Source organism: Hyphomicrobiales bacterium (genome assembly GCA_039989895.1).
Classification (GTDB): Bacteria; Pseudomonadota; Alphaproteobacteria; order Rhizobiales; family JACESI01; genus JACESI01.
Genome location: JBDXGY010000002.1, coordinates 133,894 through 150,744 on the forward strand (window position 1 = coordinate 133,894; position 16,851 = coordinate 150,744).

Sequence of the window (16,851 nt, forward strand, 5' to 3'; positions counted from 1 at the left end):
TGAGGTCAACACCGCCTAGAAACTTTCAACGGCCTAGAAGTGAACTGATTTTGTATCAATAGGCTTTATAACCGGCGGTGCAAATTGGGTCAGGTTGATGCCATCGACGGCCGTTTTATATTCATCAATTGTCGGCGTTCTTCCAAGAATTGCTGCCAGCACAACGACGGGCGTTGAAGCAAGGAGTGATTCACCTTTTTTCTCTTTAGAATCGGCAACCACTCGACCTTGAAACAGGCGCGTTGAAGTGGCGAGTACTGTGTCCCCTTTTTCAGCTTTTTCCTGATTGCCCATGCATAGGTTGCAGCCGGGTCTTTCAAGGTAAAGGGTGTTTTCATATTCAGTTCGGGCTTCTTGTTTTGGCGCATTATCGTCGAATTCAAAGCCGGAATATTTTTGCAGAACAGACCAGTCGCCTTCTTCTTTCAACTCGTCAATAATATTGTAGGTTGGGGCAGTAAGAACCAAGGGTGCCTTAAAATCGACCTTGCCGTTTTCGTTTTCAATGTTGCGCAACATCTGGGCGACAATTTTCATATCACCCTTATGCACCATGCACGACCCAACAAATCCTAAATCGATTTTTTTCTCGGCATTGTAGTAAGAAATAGGTCTGATCGTATCATGAGTATAACGCTTTGAAACATCGACATTATTGACGTCGGGGTCGGCGATCATTGGTTCGTTGATCAGGCCAAGATCAATGACAACTTCGGCGAAATATTTTGCGTTGTCATCTGGAGTGAGAGCGGGTTTTTCACCAGAACGGATTTCAGAAATACGCTTATCAGCGATCTCGATCAATCCATTGAGCATACGCACGTCGTTGTCCATGCCCTTATCGATCATCACTTGAATTCGCGATTTGGCGATCTCAAGCGATTGTATAAGTGTCTCGTCTTCTGAGATGCAGATGGAGGCTTTAGCCTTCATTTCTGCGGTCCAATCTGTGAAAGTGAATGCTTGGTCAGCCAATAGTGTGCCGATATGGACTTCTATGATGCGGCCTTGGAATACATTGTCACCGAATTGATCCAGCATTTGCGCTTGGGTTGCGTGAACCACATCACGGAAATCCATGTGATCTGCCATTTCACCTTTAAACGTGACTTTGACGGATTCTGGGATCGGCATGGTTGCTTCACCTGTGGCCAGTGCGAGCGCCACTGTGCCGGAGTCTGCACCAAAAGCGACGCCTTTTGACATTCTTGTATGGCTGTCACCACCAATAATAACGGCCCAATCATCGACCGTAATATCGTTCAATACTTTGTGGATCACATCTGTCATAGAGTGATAGACATTTTTGGGGTCACGAGCCGTAATCAAGCCGAATTTATGCATGAAAGCCATAAGTCGTGGCGTATTGGCCTGTGCTTTCAAATCCCACACTGAGGCAGTGTGACAGCCGGACTGATAAGCCCCATCGACGGTTGGGGAAAGAACGGTTGCAGCCATAGCTTCAAGCTCTTGTGACGTCATCAAACCGGTTGTGTCTTGTGAGCCAACAATATTGACTTTGACCCGCGTGTCGGACCCTGCATGCAGGACCTTGCCGGGTGTTGCTCCCAGTGCATTTTTATTGAAAATTTTCTCAACAGCAGTGAGGCCTTGGCCTTCATGCGATATCTCTTTGGATGGGGCGAAAGCAGATTTCAATTCAACATCTAAAATTTCGCAGGCAAGCGTCTGAAGCTTTTTACCGAAGACGATCGCATAGGACCCACCAGCCTTCATGAATTCTATTTTTTGTGGCGTGAAAGCATTGGATAGGTCTGCGTGCTCTTGTGAGCCATCTTCATTGTAGAGTTTCTTCTTTTTGGTGTTGATTTTTAAAACTGTACCGGTTTCCACCGCGTACTTTTGCTCCAATACGGGATGACCATCATTGTTTAATATAGTCTTGCCATCAGCATCTACTTTCTTGACCCAATTCTTCAAATCAAGACCAATGCCGCCGGTTACGCCGACAGTGGTTAAAAAGATCGGGGAAATACCATTTGTACCAGCCACAACGGGGGCAATGTTAACGAAAGGAACGTAGGGACTAGCTGGTTTGCCAGTCCAAAGCGCGACATTGTTCACGCCGGACATACGTGAAGAACCCACACCCATTGTGCCTTTTTCAGCAATCAGCATTACCCGTTTGTTTGGGTGTTGCAGTTTGAGCGCTTCAATTTCTTTTTGTGCTTTTTCCGACATCATGCACTGGCCGTGCAATTCTCGATCTGAACGTGAGTGCGCCTGATGGCCCGGAGAAAGAAGGTCAGTGGAAATATCACCCTCAGCGGCGATATATGTGACCACTTCAATCTCTTCCTCAATGTCAGGAAGCTTGTTGAAAAACTCGGCATTTGAATAGCTTGTCAGAATGTCTTTTGCGATCTGGTTTCCTGATTCAAAAGCTTCTTTCAAGCGATCGGTATCTGCATCATAGAGAAATACTTGGGTTTTCAGAACGTCAGCCGCAGCGTTTGCAATTGTCGCGTCATCCCCTAGAGCGAGATCAAGCAAAACTTTAACCGATGGGCCGCCTTTCATATGGGACAAAAGTTCAAAAGCAAAAGTGGTGGATATTTCTTCTACTGGAAAATCACCAAGGATAATCTTTTTGAGAAGCTCAGCTTTGACACCAGCGGCACTGGTTGTACCGGGCAGGGTGTTATAGATCAGAAAATGAAGTGCATCTTTGCGATGCTCATGATCGCTATCTTTGATAATCCCGATCAGCTCGTAGACCAAGGCGCCATCGTCAATCGGTTTTGGGCTTAGCCCTTGCTTTTTACGGTCATCTATTTCGGTGAGGTAGTCGCTGTATAAACTCATGATTTTTCCATTGAGATATTATTGACAAGCCTTTGGGGCATCAAAACACGCTTAGATTGATAGTTCAAATCCGCTTTAGGATATCAATATTCTAACAATAATTGTCTGGCAAGCGGGTTATGAGAAAAGAAAAAGGGCTCTAAGCTGAGCGCAGAGCCCTTTCTTGCAAACATTGGCGCTATGTTTAGCTGAGATTAGCAGGTTTTTAAAGGGCGCGCTTGGTGAGATGCTTTAATGTGCGGTTTTAACTTTGTTGAGCTTGGGCTGGCCAATGTCTGCGAGCAAATCATCGAACCATGCAACATCAATCTCGAAGGGTTTGCCGCCTGCAATGCGCGCGAATTCAATTGCACGTAGTTCGTCATTTTGGTCTTCGTCTTCACCAATCACGCCACTAATGCCCGCCATGGCGCATTCCACAGCTTTTTCGCAGCACGCTTTGATGAGTTTCAAATCAACCTCATTGGACGGCGCTGCCCGTGAATAGTAGCCTGATTTTTGTGTGAGTACTTTCTCGGCGCCAAGCATATTGGCAAATTGCTTTCCAAACCAAGCACCAGGATTAACAACATCCAATTTGACATGTCCAAATGCGTCGCGTGGCACTTCTTCACCTGCGGCTTCCATTTCTTTGACAATCGTTTCTGTACCGGCCCCCTCAGAAATGAAGATGTTGACGTTGCCCACGTCGTCCATGACCTGTTTCAAGCGCGCAGCCTCGGCGGCAATGTCTATTTCCATCTCCGGTACGAAGACAGCATGCACTGATCGGCGTTCTTTGCTTAAGCCAATTTGGGGCAAAAAGTTTAGTTTCTTTAGGTCGTCTTGATAAACCTTTGCAGCATATGCCGTCAGCCAGCCACAATGGCGGCCCATCACTTCGTGTATGATCAACATGCGTGGGTTCGCGCCATGTTCGGCCACCACATTTGTGAAATATCGTGCCCCTTCTTCGGCGGCGGTCCACGCCCCTAAACTTTGTTTGATGGGAATGACGTCATTATCGATGGTTTTTGGCAGCCCAACCACATGAAGGGCATAATCATTTTTTGCCAAATAATCAGCAAGACTGGCAGCGGCCATGTTCGTGTCGTCGCCGCCTATTGTGTGTAGTACCTCAACGCCGTCTTTGACGAGTTGCTTGGCCGCGACTTCCAGTGGGTTCTCTCCTGCTTTGACCAGTCCTCGTTCCTCACAGTCTTTAACATTGGTGAGTTTTACCCGACTGTTCCCTATGGGGCTTCCGCCATGTTCGAAAAGGACTTTAGCATTTGCCCGAATCTCGGCAGATACCGCAACGCTGTCTCCCAAGAGCAAGCCTTTATAGCCATCGAAATAGCAGATTATTTCCGTTTGTGGAGAAACCTCGGTGTATCGTTGGATCAGATGCCCGATTGAAGATGAAAGACATGGCGCTAATCCGCCGGCTGTGAGAAGTGCAACTTTTTGTATGGTCATTAGGTCACCTGATTATAGATTATAGTAGAGCAATCAATGGCTCATTCAGCCTTTGTAGCTTTTTCATGCGCAATGATGAACCATGCACTTCTAAATAATTCATAGTATGTGGAAATGTCTGCGGTTTTACCTATTCAAGGTGAGCAAGGAGCGCATCATTGACGGCTTCGACGACTTTTTCATGCGTTTCATTGCGTGATTCAACGGTTAAATCTGCCTTGGCGTAAAAGGGTTCGCGTTCTGCAAGCAGGGTGCGCATTGTTGCTTCTGGGTCGTCGGTTTTTAAAAGAGGGCGGTTATCTTTGCGGCTTACGCGTTCCATTAATGTATCAAAGTCGGCTTTCAACCAAATCGAGGTCGCTTTTTCTTTAATAAGTGTACGGGTTTCATCATTCATGAAAGCCCCGCCGCCGGTTGATAATACCGTAGAGCCTTCACTCATTAAACGTGCAATGACTTTGCGTTCGCCCTCACGGAAATAAACTTCGCCGTAAGATTCAAAAATATCAGCAACAGACATGCCTGCGGCTTCTTCAATAGCTGAATCAGCATCAATAAAGGGTAATTCTAGATTGGATGCCAAGCGCTTGCCGATCGCTGACTTGCCAGAACCCATCATACCGACAAACACAATGTTACGCCCATTAAGCGCGCTGCGCACACGATAAGCGTCATTTGGATCAATACACTTTTTCATCGATATTTCTTGTTTCGCCCCCTGATTTCAGTCGCGACCCTAGAATAGGCGCCGCATGAGAGCAAGGCCCAACGAGAAGAGAGCGCAAACACAGAACAACATTGTTTTTTCTATCTATGGAATTTATAATATAGTGCAGACATGTTCTTGTATTTGTAATAAATATAGGATCGTGCAATGAAGTGCGCGATTGAGTGCCATTTGGCTTTGAATTCAATTTCAACCATGATCAAGAGATTATGCCTAGTCTTTTTAAGTTCCTTTTTACTATTCTTTTGCTGGCTGGGATTGGCTATGCCAGCATGATTGCTCTTGCTTATTTGGTTGAGCCGAATGAACGAAATATGACAATTTCTGTTCCTGCTAAACGGATTAATCCGTGACGGACAGCAGCCGAGTGGAATTATTCCTCGAAATGCTCAGCGCTGAACGAGGTGCTGCACAAAATACTCTTGAAAGTTATGCTCGCGATTTAAGCTCCTATAGCGGCTTTTTAAAAGCGAGACGCACGATCATGGATAAAGCAGGAAGCGAGGATATTCGCGCTTATCTTGCTTCTTGTTCTGATGAAGGGTTAGCGGCTTCTTCGGTTGCGCGGCGGTTGTCTGCGATTAGACAATTGCATAAATTTCTTTTCGCAGAAGGATTGCGAAAAGATGATCCGACCGGACCAATAGATGCCCCTAAACAAGGGCGCCCTCTGCCTAAAATTTTATCGGAAGAAGAGGTGACAGCGCTTATTGAGGGTGCACAATCTCTTGCTGCACAATCAAAGGGCAGTGACGCAGAAAAATTGCGCCAAGCGCGGCTTTATACAATGTTAGAGGTGATTTATGCGACTGGGTTGCGGGTGAGTGAACTCGTTAGCCTACCAGCGCGTGCGGTTGGGCGAGAGCATCGGTTTTTATCTGTTGTTGGCAAAGGCTCAAAAGAGCGCATGGTACCTCTAACCGATAGTGCGCGTGATGCAATGGGGCATTATTTGGAGCGCGTACAGATGTATCGTAAAGCGCCGTCAAAATGGCTGTTTCCATCATCTGGTAAAAGTGGCCATTTCACCCGTCAGGCTTTTGGTCGTGACTTGAAAGATCTTGCAATCGGCATTGGCATTGAGCCATCGAAAGTATCGCCTCATGTGATGCGTCATGCCTTTGCAAGCCACCTTTTGCATCACGGAGCAGATTTGCGAGCGGTTCAGCAGCTGCTAGGCCACGCTGATATTTCAACAACGCAAATTTATACGCATGTTCTTGATGAGCGCCTGCGGGCTTTGGTTGAGGGCCATCACCCCTTGAGTGATTCATCCCTTTAGAGGCTGGCTATTGTTGTGTCGCGCACCACCGTTAATTGCGCTGGCGTGGTGCCCGCTTTCGCCATCACACGCATGCCAAGATAAATCGAGAGAATATATTCAGCTATCCCGTCTCGCTTTTGCTCTTCGACGTTGTGTTCCAGTACGACAGATAAGGCCGACTTAACTTTGCCCAATGCCTCCATTACCGTTGCTTCGACTTCTTTGTCATAGGGCGCGAGATCAACGGCAGCATTGCACAGAAAACACCCGCGACGGTCTTGTCGTTTTTGAACGGCATCAATGGCGACATTGAAAAAATCCATCAAACATGCACGCCATTGTGACGGGTCATTTTCGTATTTTTGTAAGATTAGGGCGCCAAGCGCCTCAACTTCGCGCATGATATAATTTTCAAGCGCCTTTATGTAGAGAGATTTTTTATTGCCGAAAGCGGCATAAATACTGCCTTTGCCAAGCCCTGTGGCTTTGGTCAAATCGGCATAAGAAGTTCCATCATACCCTTTTTCCCAGAAAATACCCTCAACAGCGCTTACAGCAGCCAATGCATCAAATTCTCTCGTCCTTGCCATCGCTGTTTCCTCTTCACATTTATGTGATTATATAATTCTTGACCAAACGTTCCATTATTGCTCTACATGACCTGTTCTTGACCTATTGTTCAAGAATATACAATTCACATTTACGCTATCAAAAATAGCGAGTAGGAGAAAATTATGTTTAAGAAACTTATCGTAGCAATCGCTTTGATCATTGGTGTCAGCGCAGTTTCAATTGGTGCATCCACCGAACCTGCCCTCGCAAAAAAGGCAACGTCAGCGGAACAGTCCGGCACATTTGAAGGCCGCAGCGATCATATAACAACGGGTGGCGTTTCTGTTGTGAAGCTGAATACTGGTTATGTTGTAATCTTAGAAAAAGACTTTAGTCTTGATGGTGCACCAGCACCAACAATAGGCTTTGGTAAAGATGGCGCCTATGACAAGGCAGCAGAATTTTCTAAATTGGCATCAAAAGATGGTCTACAAGTCTATGCTGTGCCTGCAAACATTAATCCGGCCGACTTCAACGAATTTTATATTTGGTGCTCACAATTCGACGTCCCACTTGGCGTTGCAGCTCTTAAATAAAATATAACTTTGATGGCAGGGCATTTCCTGCCATCAATCCATCATATTCAAAAGGATACTAAAAATGACCACAGAAATTTATTGGCTTATTCTGACGACATTAATGACAGCGATTTTCTGGCTTCCTTATGTTTTGAACCGTATCGTTGTGCGCGGTTTATTACGAGCAATGGGCAATCCATTAGCGACAGATAAGCCGCATTCGCCTTGGGCTGAAAGAGCCTTGGCTGCTCACACAAATGCTGTTGAAAATTTGGTTATATTTGCAGCCCTTATACTGGCAGGACATGCTGTCGGTGTTTCAAATGCTGTGACAGAGGGTGCTGCAGTGATTTATTTCTTAGCGCGTCTTGCTCATTTTGTGGTCTATGTTTTTGGTATTCCTGGTGCACGCACACTCACATTTGCTGTAAGCTGGATGTGTCAGATAGCTATTGGCCTTTCTATTTTAGGCTTGCTTTAAGCACATTAAAAACCCTTAGAACAAAGAGGTGTGAGGATTACTCGCACCTCTTTGCATATGGATTATGATTTTTATTTACATTCTGTATTTTCTTGACACAAAGTCTTGCTACTGAAATGACACAGCACATTACAGCGCTTGAACGAAAAGCGTCTTTTGTTTAAGAGAATGCAATGATGAAATATCTCGAATTTGAAAAACCTGTCGCAGACCTTGCTGGTAAAGTACAAGAACTGCTTGCCCTTGGTGATGATGGCGATGCTGTTGGCATCAAAGATGAGATCGCAAGACTTGAAGCAAAAGCAGATCAGGCGCTCGCTGATATCTATGGAAAGCTTACACCGTGGCAAAAGACTCTAGTCGCGCGGCACCCTGATAGGCCACATTTCTCTCATTATGCAGCTGGCTTAATCGAAGATTTTATGCCTCTTTCTGGCGACAGGAAATTCGGTGATGATGAAGCTATTATTGCAGGGATTGGCCGTTTCCGTGGCCAGTCTGTAGCTGTTATGGGCCATGAGCGTGGCCACGATACAGAAACCCGTATTCGCCATAACTTTGGCTCCGCCCGTCCTGAAGGCTACCGCAAGGCAGTTCGGATTATGGAAATGGCTGACCGGTTTTCTTTACCTGTTATCTCTCTCGTTGATACGGCGGGTGCTTACCCTGGTGTGGGCGCAGAGGAACGTGGCCAAGCAGAAGCGATTGCTCGCTCAACAGATGCTTGCCTTTCACTTGGTGTTCCCAATATAGCCGTGATCGTTGGAGAAGGTGGATCTGGTGGTGCGATTGCTATTGCCACATGCAACTGCGTTATGATGCTTGAAAATTCCATTTATAGTGTGATTTCCCCAGAAGGAGCGGCTTCTATTTTATGGCGCGATTCTGCACGCGCAAAAGATGCCGCAAGCACAATGAAAATCACGTCGGAGGATCTTTCCTCTCTTGGTGTTATTGATTCCGTCATTTCTGAACCAATTGGGGGCGCCCACCGCGAGCCAACCCAGACGATCCATCAAGTTGGTAATGCGATTGAGGCGTCTTTAAAAGAACTCTCAGGTCTTTCCCCTGATGAGCTGCGTCAGCATCGTCGTGATCGGTTCCTTGATATAGGTAAAAACCTCTAACGATTTCAGTTTCAAAATGGCTGTCGCTTGGATAGGCTGCATCCCACAAGTTGGGGAGCAGTTGAATGTTTGAAAATAGCCAAGACGAACATCATGAAATTCGCATGCAAGTTGCAAAACTTTGCCAAAAATTTTCAGGTGATTACTGGAGGAAACTGGACAGTGAACGCGCTTATCCGCAGGAATTTGTACAGGCCCTGACCAGTGCTGGTTACTTGTCGGCTTTAATACCTGAAGAATATGGCGGTGCTGGACTTCCCTTAAGTGGGGCTGCGGCAATTTTGGAAGAAATTCAGCTGCAAGGCGCTAATGGTGCAGCATGCCATGCTCAAATGTACATCATGGGCGCTCTGCTTCGTCATGGCAGTAAGGAACAAAAGCAACGGTATCTTCCAGATATTGCTAGCGGCAAAAAGCGCTTGCAGGCCTTTGGTGTCACTGAGCCAACAAGCGGCACTGATACTACGTCGATCAAAACTTTTGCGCGTAGAGAGGGTGATAATTATATCATCAGTGGTCAGAAAATATGGACCAGCCGCGCGGAATATTCTGACCTGATGTTGCTGCTTGCCCGCACCACGGCGAAAGACCAGACAGTGAAACGCTCTGATGGGCTTTCAGTCTTTATAGTCGATATGAATGAAGCCAAAAATAACGGGATGACCATTCGCCCTATCCGTACAATGATGAATCACGCCACCACCGAAGTTTTCTTTGATGAGGTGAAAGTACCGGTTGAAAATCTTGTCGGTGTCGAGGGCAAAGGTTTTAGGTATATTTTATCTGGTATGAACGCTGAACGAATTTTAATCGCGGCGGAATGCGTCGGAGATGCAAAGTGGTTTATTGAAAAAGCGACGGATTATGCAAATGAACGCAAGGTTTTTGATCGCCCTATCGGACAGAATCAAGGCATCCAGTTTCCTATTGCAAAAGCTTATGCGGCGCTGCGGGCAGCAGAATTAATGGTTCATAAGGCCGCCAAATTGTTTGAAGCTGGTGAGGATTGCGGTGAAGAATCCAATATAGCAAAAATGCTGGCAGCAGATGCTGCCTGGGAGGCGGCGAATGTGTGCGTACAAACCCATGGCGGCTTTGGGTTTGCTGAAGAATATGATATCGAGCGAAAATTTCGAGAAACGCGGCTTTATCAAGTAGCTCCTATTTCAACAAATTTGATTTTATCCTATCTGTCGGAACATGTTTTGGGCCTGCCAAGATCATATTAGGTCAAGGCTGAGAGGGAGCTGAAAATGGATATTGAATATCTCAAAAGCTGGATAGGGCGCAAAGAGACAGCGCTTGATCTTATCACTGAGGGTTTGCTCGATCGCTTCAACAAAACGCTTTTGCGGGATGAGGTAATAAGTGGTGCACCGACAGCAGGTATTCATTGGTGCTTATCCCCACCCACGGTTTCTATCAGTGACGTTGGAGAAGATGGGCACCCCAAAAGAGGGGGGTTTCTGCCGCCTGTTCCCTTGGCTTATCGCATGTGGGCATCAGGAAAAATTAATTTTCAAAAACCGCTCCCTCTTAATCAACCCGTCAGCCGTTGTTCTGAAATTCTCGATGTTAAATTGAAAGACGGGACTGCAGGCCCGTTGATCTTTGTTGATGTTGGGCATCAATTCACCTCGGGTGAAGAGGAATATTTATACGAGACGCAAACACTCGTTTATAAGGATAGCAGTGGTGCTGGCACACCAACCATGCTCGCAGAGCCTGAGATATTGAGCGAGCGAACCCTCTATCCAGATTCGGTGTTGTTGTTTCGCTATTCAGCTCTCACGTTCAACGGACACCGTATTCATTATGATTATCCTTATGCGACGAATGATGAGGGCTATCCTGACCTTGTTGTTCATGGCCCGATGATTGCGACTTTTTTGATGCATTTTGCAATTGAGTGTGAACCAGGGCGCAGGCTTTTGAGCTTTCAATTTCGTGGGGCAAGTCCTGCTTTTAGTGGGCGTCCCTTGCGATTGATTGCCAGTAAAGCGGATCATGGTTTATCGCTTGAGGCGCGAGGGGAGGAGGGGCGATTGATTATGAGGGCCACGGCGGTTTTTTCTGATGACGCATGACATATCGATAACCGAATCCATCATTCAGTTGACTAATATGAAACATATTCCCGTTGAAAGCATCGCCGTCATGCGCTTGTCTATGCTTGATTGGTTAGGTGTTGCGTTAGCGGGTAAGGATGAGCCTGTGAGCCGGAATATTAGAAAATTTGCACTTAGTGAAGCAGGTGCTTCGCAAGCAAGTTTGATAGGTACGCGCCATAAACTTCCCGCTCGCGCTGCCGCCCTTGTGAATGGCACTACTTCGCACGCGCTTGATTATGATGACACGCATTTTGCCCATATTGGACACCCGAGCGTTGCCATACTACCCGCTGCCTTCGCTATTGCAGAAATGATCGGAGCAAGTAGACAATCAACTCTTGAGGCCGCATTGGTTGGCTGTGAAGCCAGTTGCCGTATTGGGATGTGGCTTGGGCGTGATCATTATCAACATGGGTTTCATCAAACGGCGAGTGCTGGTACTTTTGGAGCCACAATCGCGGCATCAAGGTTGCTTGGCTTATCACATGCGACAATACAACATGCGCTGGGCCTTGCTAGCACCCGCGCGTCAGGTTTGAAATCCCAATTTGGCACCATGGGCAAACCCTTCCATGCGGGCATGGCAGCATCAAACGGAGTTGAAGCTGCACTTCTGGCTAAGGGTGGATTTATATCTCAAGTTGATGGATTGGAAGGGCCGCAAGGTTTTGGTCCAACCCATGCTGGTGAAAATAAATCCTTCGATGAGCCGCGAAATAGTTTTGTGTTCGATTCTATTCAACATAAATTTCATGCCTGCTGTCATGGCACGCACGCGACATTGGAAGCACTTGATGCGCTCGCTGCTCAACATACTATCGACTTAAACAAAATCGCGAACATCGAAATCACCGTACATTCTCGCTGGCTGACGGTCTGCGATATTAAAAAGCCGACAACAGGACTGGAAGCTAAGTTTAGTTATTGCGTTACGGCGGCCGCGAAACTTGCTGGTTACAACACGGGTGCTTTGGACACATTTTCAGATGAGCTGTGCTCGATGCCTGAGATTTTAAAAATTGCTGAAAAAGTGATGGTTAAGACGGATGATACCCTACCGGAGACAGCGGCGGGCGTATCTATCCAACTGAATTCAGGCGAAAACCTGCGGCGAGATCATGATCTCGATCAGCTGTTAGATTATAAAGTGCGTGAAGAAAAAATTATGAACAAGGTGGGTGCTCTCATAGGGTTTGAGAAAATGCAGCGAATTTGGGAGCTGCTTAATAGACCTGCATCATATGATCACCCGTTTAACTTGGAAATTTTACTAGGCGCGTAACCGAGCAACGCTTTTAACCGCGTTTATCGTCAGGGCGGCACCTACGGTTATAGAATTAATAGGTGGTCGCCTATTTTGATGGATAGCCTTTGGGATTGATTCATTTGAACGGTCATTGTTTGAACGAGATTGATGCAAAAGGCGTCAAATTAATAACCTCGAAACATCAAATCGATCACAAAAAGGTCACTTAGGCCTCAAAATAGAGATTATTTTGCAACAACTGCAAATCATTACGCATTTTTTCCTGATCTTTTAATTGTATGTAAACTAACAAATAGCTATCACATGGTTAATGAATGCTTGCACCTGAAAGTTGTATTTTCTGATTCGGCGGCAAGAGAAGATTGAATTTGTAAGATCGAAATGATCTATTTTTAATATCAAGATCGTTGTGATCTTGGAAGATGGGCTTGGGATATATGTCAAATACTAAGAAAATTAGCCTACTATCACGCCGTGCTTTTGCTGGTGGTAGTTTAGCATCAGTAGCCGTTTTAGCTGGCTGCCAAACGACGAATTTAACAGCTCAAGGACCGGCAGTAGTCGGTTCAAAGAGATATCATGCGCTTGCATATGCGGCAAAACCAGATGAAAAATTCCCGTTACCACTGATTGATACGGGGAAAATAGATCCGAAGTTACTGCGTCAGCGCGTCGATTATAAGACGAAGGAAAAACCTGGAACTGTTGTTGTGGAGCCGCATAACCACTACCTTTATCTCGTGGAAGCCAATGGAAAAGCGTTGCGTTATGGCGTTGGTGTTGGCCGCGCAGGGTTTGGATGGTCAGGACGTGCACGCATAGGTTTTAAACGTGAATGGCCAACTTGGACACCGCCTGCTGCGATGATCCGCCGTGAGCCTCAGTTGAAAAAATGGGCTAAAGGCATGCCGCCAAGCTTAACAAATCCACTTGGTGCGCGGGCGCTCTATATCTACCAAGGTGGTCGCGACACATTGTATCGCATCCATGGTACAAACAGCCCAAGCAGCATCGGCAAATCACTTTCAAGCGGCTGTATCCGACTATGGAATCAGGACATTGTTGACCTTTACAAGCGTGTTAATGTTGGAGCACGTCTCGTTGTGATTGGTTGATCTCATACGATATTAAAATTAAAAACCACCGGACAGAATACTATCCGGTGGTTTTTTTATGGGGAAACGACTCTTGTCACTCTTAAAAGAGTTTGAATCGTTTTCGGGTAGGTTCGGCTTCTTTGGTGCCGGGATCATCAATTGCGCCTTGAGTGATGGGGTCGTCTCCAACGTCTTTTACATTATCTGAGGCGGATTGATCATCAGCAATAACCTCGACTTTTGGAGCGTCTTCATTGGCTGATTTAGATGCCACATCCGTTTCATTCTCGTCACTTACAACTTCACTGTCGGCAGGTGAGGGGTCATCACTCTCAGCCAAATCATCTGTTTGCTCGCTTAGAATTGTTACATTGTCTTCATTGATGGTCGTGGCAAGCGTCGCAGCACTTTCGGCAATAGTAACGACAGGCAATTCACGCGGTCCTTCCGGTATTTCTTCCAATAGTAAATCGCGATCTTCACCAAGATTTTCAACGGGCACGCGCCACTCGTAAGCATCTAGCTCGCCAGAAATAGGTGAAATTGGCGCCCATTCATCTGCTATATATCCATCGGCTGTCCATACAGCATCGCGCTGTGCGTGTACGGCACGAGACAACCATTCGCGCACACGGCCCCGATCTCCATATTGGCCCTCTTCCACTTCGGACATCATCAGGCAAACACGTTCTGTTGGTGCAGAGTTCAATAAACTTGCAAGGGTCAGCCTTGCGCCATCCCAATCTTGCACGTCCATTTTTGCGCGGGCAACACCCATCAATCCTTCTGCATGGTTAGGTCGTAGATTGCTCAAGGTTTCGGCTCGTTTGAGACGATCTATCCCTGAATCTCCTGAACGAACATGCGTATAAGCGTCCATTAATTCTGGATGCGGTGTTAACTTCCAACATGTTTCCACCACCTTTGTCGCTTTGCGTAATTCGCTTAATCTGGCTAGAACCCGCGACGCGGTTGCAGCCGCTGGCACGAAGTCTGGAGCGAGACGATGCGCTTCCAAGGCTTGTGATTTGGCTTTTTGTGGATTGCTTGTTTCAAGCTGAAGTGCTGAGGCTGTAAGTAAAACCGCGCGAAGACGTTTTGCTTCTTTCTTGTCATATAATTTTGCGTCTGCATTTTGATCGAGGGTTATCAACGCACCGTCCCAATCACCATCGGCAGCCTGCATTGATAGAAGCGCTTTACCCGACCATTCAAGACCTGGTTGTTCGGTAACGGCTTGCTCGACTAGAAGGCGAGCAGCTTCTTTCTGACCTGTTGTTTCGGCTTCCATATAAAGCCCTCGCAGACCGAGAACCTTGGTTTCAGGTTTGGCCAGCATCGTCTCAAAAGCTTGTCGTGCGACATCTTGTTTGCCATCCATTTGTGCGGTCTGAGCTGTTAATAGCCCCGCGACCGGTTCTTCTGGCAAGTATTTATTGGATTGTTTAGCGGCGCGTCTCGCGGCAGAGATGTCACCTGCCCCAACGGCAATGACGCCATCAGCGATTGCTCGCCATCCTTTTTCTCGACGACGGTTTTTGAAGAAACTGCCAATATTGCCCGGCGTCTTCCACACCATCGTAATGATAATCCAGATGAAGATAATTGCGAGTAAAATAGCAAAGGCGATGGCGGCGATGACGGCAAGATTTTCTTCCGCAAACTCCAATCCGCCAAATTTTAAGATAAGCAAGCTTCCAGGTTGGTCAGCAAGCCATGCAAAGCCTGCAGCCATGAGGAATACAATGATGAGAAAAATGATTAAACCAAACATCAAAAAATTCCTTATTTCGTTTTATTGTCGGAAGAAGCAGGCTCATCTGAACCTTGAGGGGGAGGACTTTTCTCCGCCTTTTCTTGCGTTAAATGAAGTGTCTTGAGAGATAGACGTGCTTGCCAGTTGGTTACCCAATTTGAAAACAACTCTTTTTGTCCATCTTCTAGGGCATCCATGGCTTTCTTAAATGCTTCAGGATTGCTCGCGCCAAATGCTTCTTGCATGTCACTCAGTGCACCTTCAGCGGGTGTGTTGTTCGCGTCCACTTTTCTAATTTTGATGACAGACCGTGCGTTACTCAATAATTTTTCAAGAGCTGATTGAGGTGCTTCAGTGGTTTGTGCAACTGGCTCGGCTCGTGCTGTGGCCGTGCCGATCAGCTCATCAAGTTGTGTTTTCAGGGTGCCTGTATCAGGCAAGCCTTGATCAGCATAGGGTTCAATCAGCGCTATGCTTTGCGATGGGAAACCTGTCGTTTTCAATGCTTGAAGCGCTTCAGCAAATGGTGCTCCTGATTGAGCAACATGCTTTAGGTTATCAAGCGCGACGGTTTGCGCAACGTTGCGCAGTACATTGCTTGAGTCACTTTGTTTGGCGAGCGATTTTTCTGTGGTGTCTACTTTCTTCGAGAGTGCAGAAAGTTGTGAAACAAATTCAGTACTGTTGCCTTTTAAAACGTCAAATTCTGATTTTAGCGTTTCCAGCTTTGCGGATAACCCAGTAATAATACCTTTGGTCTCTTCGCTCGTCGTTTGTCCTTCGCCACTATTTTCTGTTGCAGCACTTAGGCGCGTCTCGATCGCGGCTAGACGGTCGGACAAACCAGCTGGTACCGCACTGGCGATGGCCGCCGTCACTTCTTTTGAATTCGTTGGTCTTGATGCTTCCATCTGGGAGAGGCGTGTTTCAAGTGCGGTTAATCGTGCCGCCACTTCTTCAGGGATATTTGGTGTATCAAGTGCTGTTTCAACGGAGCCAATGCGCTTTGCGAGGCCTTCGATTTGAGTTGGGTCGATACCTTCTGGCGTCGGCAAATTTTCGACAATGGCGAGGCGTTGTTCAAGAGCATCTAAAGCAGGCGCATCAGATGTGGCGGTCATAGAGGGGATCAATCCTGCAAACTGTAACAGGAGAAAGCCAAGTATCGCGATTACGCCGCCAATGATCGCAGATATCAGAGTTTTGAAAATCCCGTTGTTATTTTTCGCGGGCGTTTTGTCCTCACTTGGTTTTGCAGATGTGGTGCGTGTCTTGGCTGTTGACGGTTCGTTTGTGTTGGTAGACGCCTTTGATGTTGTCGTATTTTTTGGCGAGGTTGACCCAATCACTGATGGCGATGGTTTAGTTGATTGAGTGGGGCTGGTTTTTGTTTCTGCTTTTTTGCTTGTAGATGCCGCCGCTGGTTTTGTGCTCGTTGTCTTAGATTTTGTCGTCACATCTTTGGCTTCAAGATCTATGGTGACGTTTTTCTTTGCATTGCGTGCACGCGCACGGGCGCTCTGCCTTGTTCCTCGCTTTGTCCCTGACGACTTCGAGCCTTGTGTATTTTGAGGTTTGTCATCATTACCATTAGACGTCATTATAAG

General features: G+C 46.6%; 15 protein-coding genes. 9 read left to right on the top strand and 6 right to left on the bottom strand.

From position 1 onward, the window contains the following. Positions 1-33: 33 nt before the first annotated feature. The 3 genes from ABJ081_01375 to ABJ081_01385 form a co-directional block, all read right to left on the bottom strand. On the bottom strand, positions 34-2,826 hold the full coding sequence (locus ABJ081_01375) for a bifunctional aconitate hydratase 2/2-methylisocitrate dehydratase (GenBank protein MEP6355314.1): 2,793 nt from the start codon (positions 2,824-2,826) through the stop codon (positions 34-36). A gap of 231 nt (positions 2,827-3,057) precedes the next feature. Then, the gene (locus ABJ081_01380; GenBank protein ID MEP6355315.1) at positions 3,058-4,284 is read right to left on the bottom strand and encodes a pyrophosphate--fructose-6-phosphate 1-phosphotransferase; all 1,227 of its coding nucleotides are present in this window, start codon (positions 4,282-4,284) and stop codon (positions 3,058-3,060) included. A 130-nt stretch (positions 4,285-4,414) separates the two neighbouring features. Beyond that, positions 4,415-4,981: a shikimate kinase gene (locus ABJ081_01385; protein ID MEP6355316.1), complete on the bottom strand. Its 567-nt coding sequence runs from the start codon at positions 4,979-4,981 to the stop codon at positions 4,415-4,417. A 239-nt stretch (positions 4,982-5,220) separates the two neighbouring features. Between ABJ081_01385 and ABJ081_01390 the strand changes: the two genes are divergently transcribed. Together ABJ081_01390 and ABJ081_01395 are read left to right on the top strand one after the other, a co-directional pair. Beyond that, positions 5,221-5,364, top strand: a complete 144-nt coding sequence (locus tag ABJ081_01390) for a histidine kinase (GenBank protein ID MEP6355317.1) — start codon at positions 5,221-5,223, stop codon at positions 5,362-5,364. After that, positions 5,361-6,293 (top strand): site-specific tyrosine recombinase XerD, encoded by a 933-nt coding sequence (locus ABJ081_01395; GenBank protein MEP6355318.1) that lies wholly within the window; start codon positions 5,361-5,363, stop codon positions 6,291-6,293. The genes ABJ081_01390 and ABJ081_01395 overlap by 4 nt, the downstream gene beginning before the upstream one ends. Here ABJ081_01395 and ABJ081_01400 read toward each other — a convergent pair. After that, entirely contained in the window at positions 6,290-6,865 is a 576-nt protein-coding gene (locus ABJ081_01400; GenBank protein ID MEP6355319.1) for a TetR/AcrR family transcriptional regulator, read from the bottom strand. The genes ABJ081_01395 and ABJ081_01400 overlap by 4 nt on opposite strands. Positions 6,866-7,009: 144 nt before the next feature. Between ABJ081_01400 and ABJ081_01405 the strand changes: the two genes are divergently transcribed. The 7 genes from ABJ081_01405 (at position 7,010) to ABJ081_01435 (ending at position 13,506) form a co-directional block, all read left to right on the top strand. After that, positions 7,010-7,423 (top strand): DM13 domain-containing protein, encoded by a 414-nt coding sequence (locus ABJ081_01405; protein MEP6355320.1) that lies wholly within the window; start codon positions 7,010-7,012, stop codon positions 7,421-7,423. 64 nt (positions 7,424-7,487) lie between these two features. Beyond that, positions 7,488-7,886 carry an MAPEG family protein gene (locus ABJ081_01410; protein ID MEP6355321.1) on the top strand — a complete coding sequence of 133 codons (399 nt, stop codon included), beginning with the start codon at positions 7,488-7,490 and terminating at the stop codon, positions 7,884-7,886. Positions 7,887-8,059: 173 nt separating this feature from the next. Beyond that, positions 8,060-9,013 carry an acetyl-CoA carboxylase carboxyltransferase subunit alpha gene (locus ABJ081_01415; GenBank protein MEP6355322.1) on the top strand — a complete coding sequence of 318 codons (954 nt, stop codon included), beginning with the start codon at positions 8,060-8,062 and terminating at the stop codon, positions 9,011-9,013. 65 nt (positions 9,014-9,078) lie between these two features. Next, positions 9,079-10,242: an acyl-CoA dehydrogenase family protein gene (locus ABJ081_01420; GenBank protein ID MEP6355323.1), complete on the top strand. Its 1,164-nt coding sequence runs from the start codon at positions 9,079-9,081 to the stop codon at positions 10,240-10,242. Between the two features lie 24 nt (positions 10,243-10,266). Next, entirely contained in the window at positions 10,267-11,100 is an 834-nt protein-coding gene (locus ABJ081_01425) for a hypothetical protein (GenBank protein MEP6355324.1), read from the top strand. Next, positions 11,090-12,406 carry an MmgE/PrpD family protein gene (locus ABJ081_01430; GenBank protein MEP6355325.1) on the top strand — a complete coding sequence of 439 codons (1,317 nt, stop codon included), beginning with the start codon at positions 11,090-11,092 and terminating at the stop codon, positions 12,404-12,406. Before ABJ081_01425 ends, ABJ081_01430 begins: the two co-directional genes overlap by 11 nt. Before the next feature lie 422 nt (positions 12,407-12,828). Continuing rightward, complete coding sequence (locus ABJ081_01435) at positions 12,829-13,506, top strand: L,D-transpeptidase (protein ID MEP6355326.1); 678 nt, start codon at positions 12,829-12,831, stop codon at positions 13,504-13,506. Positions 13,507-13,588: 82 nt separating this feature from the next. On the opposite strand, the gene ABJ081_01440 is transcribed toward ABJ081_01435, so the two are convergent. Both ABJ081_01440 and ABJ081_01445 read right to left on the bottom strand, forming a co-directional pair. Continuing rightward, positions 13,589-15,262, bottom strand: a complete 1,674-nt coding sequence (locus ABJ081_01440) for a heme biosynthesis HemY N-terminal domain-containing protein (protein ID MEP6355327.1) — start codon at positions 15,260-15,262, stop codon at positions 13,589-13,591. Positions 15,263-15,273: 11 nt separating this feature from the next. After that, positions 15,274-16,845, bottom strand: coding sequence for a hypothetical protein (locus tag ABJ081_01445; GenBank protein MEP6355328.1), 1,572 nt, complete (start codon positions 16,843-16,845; stop codon positions 15,274-15,276). Positions 16,846-16,851 lie beyond the last annotated feature (6 nt).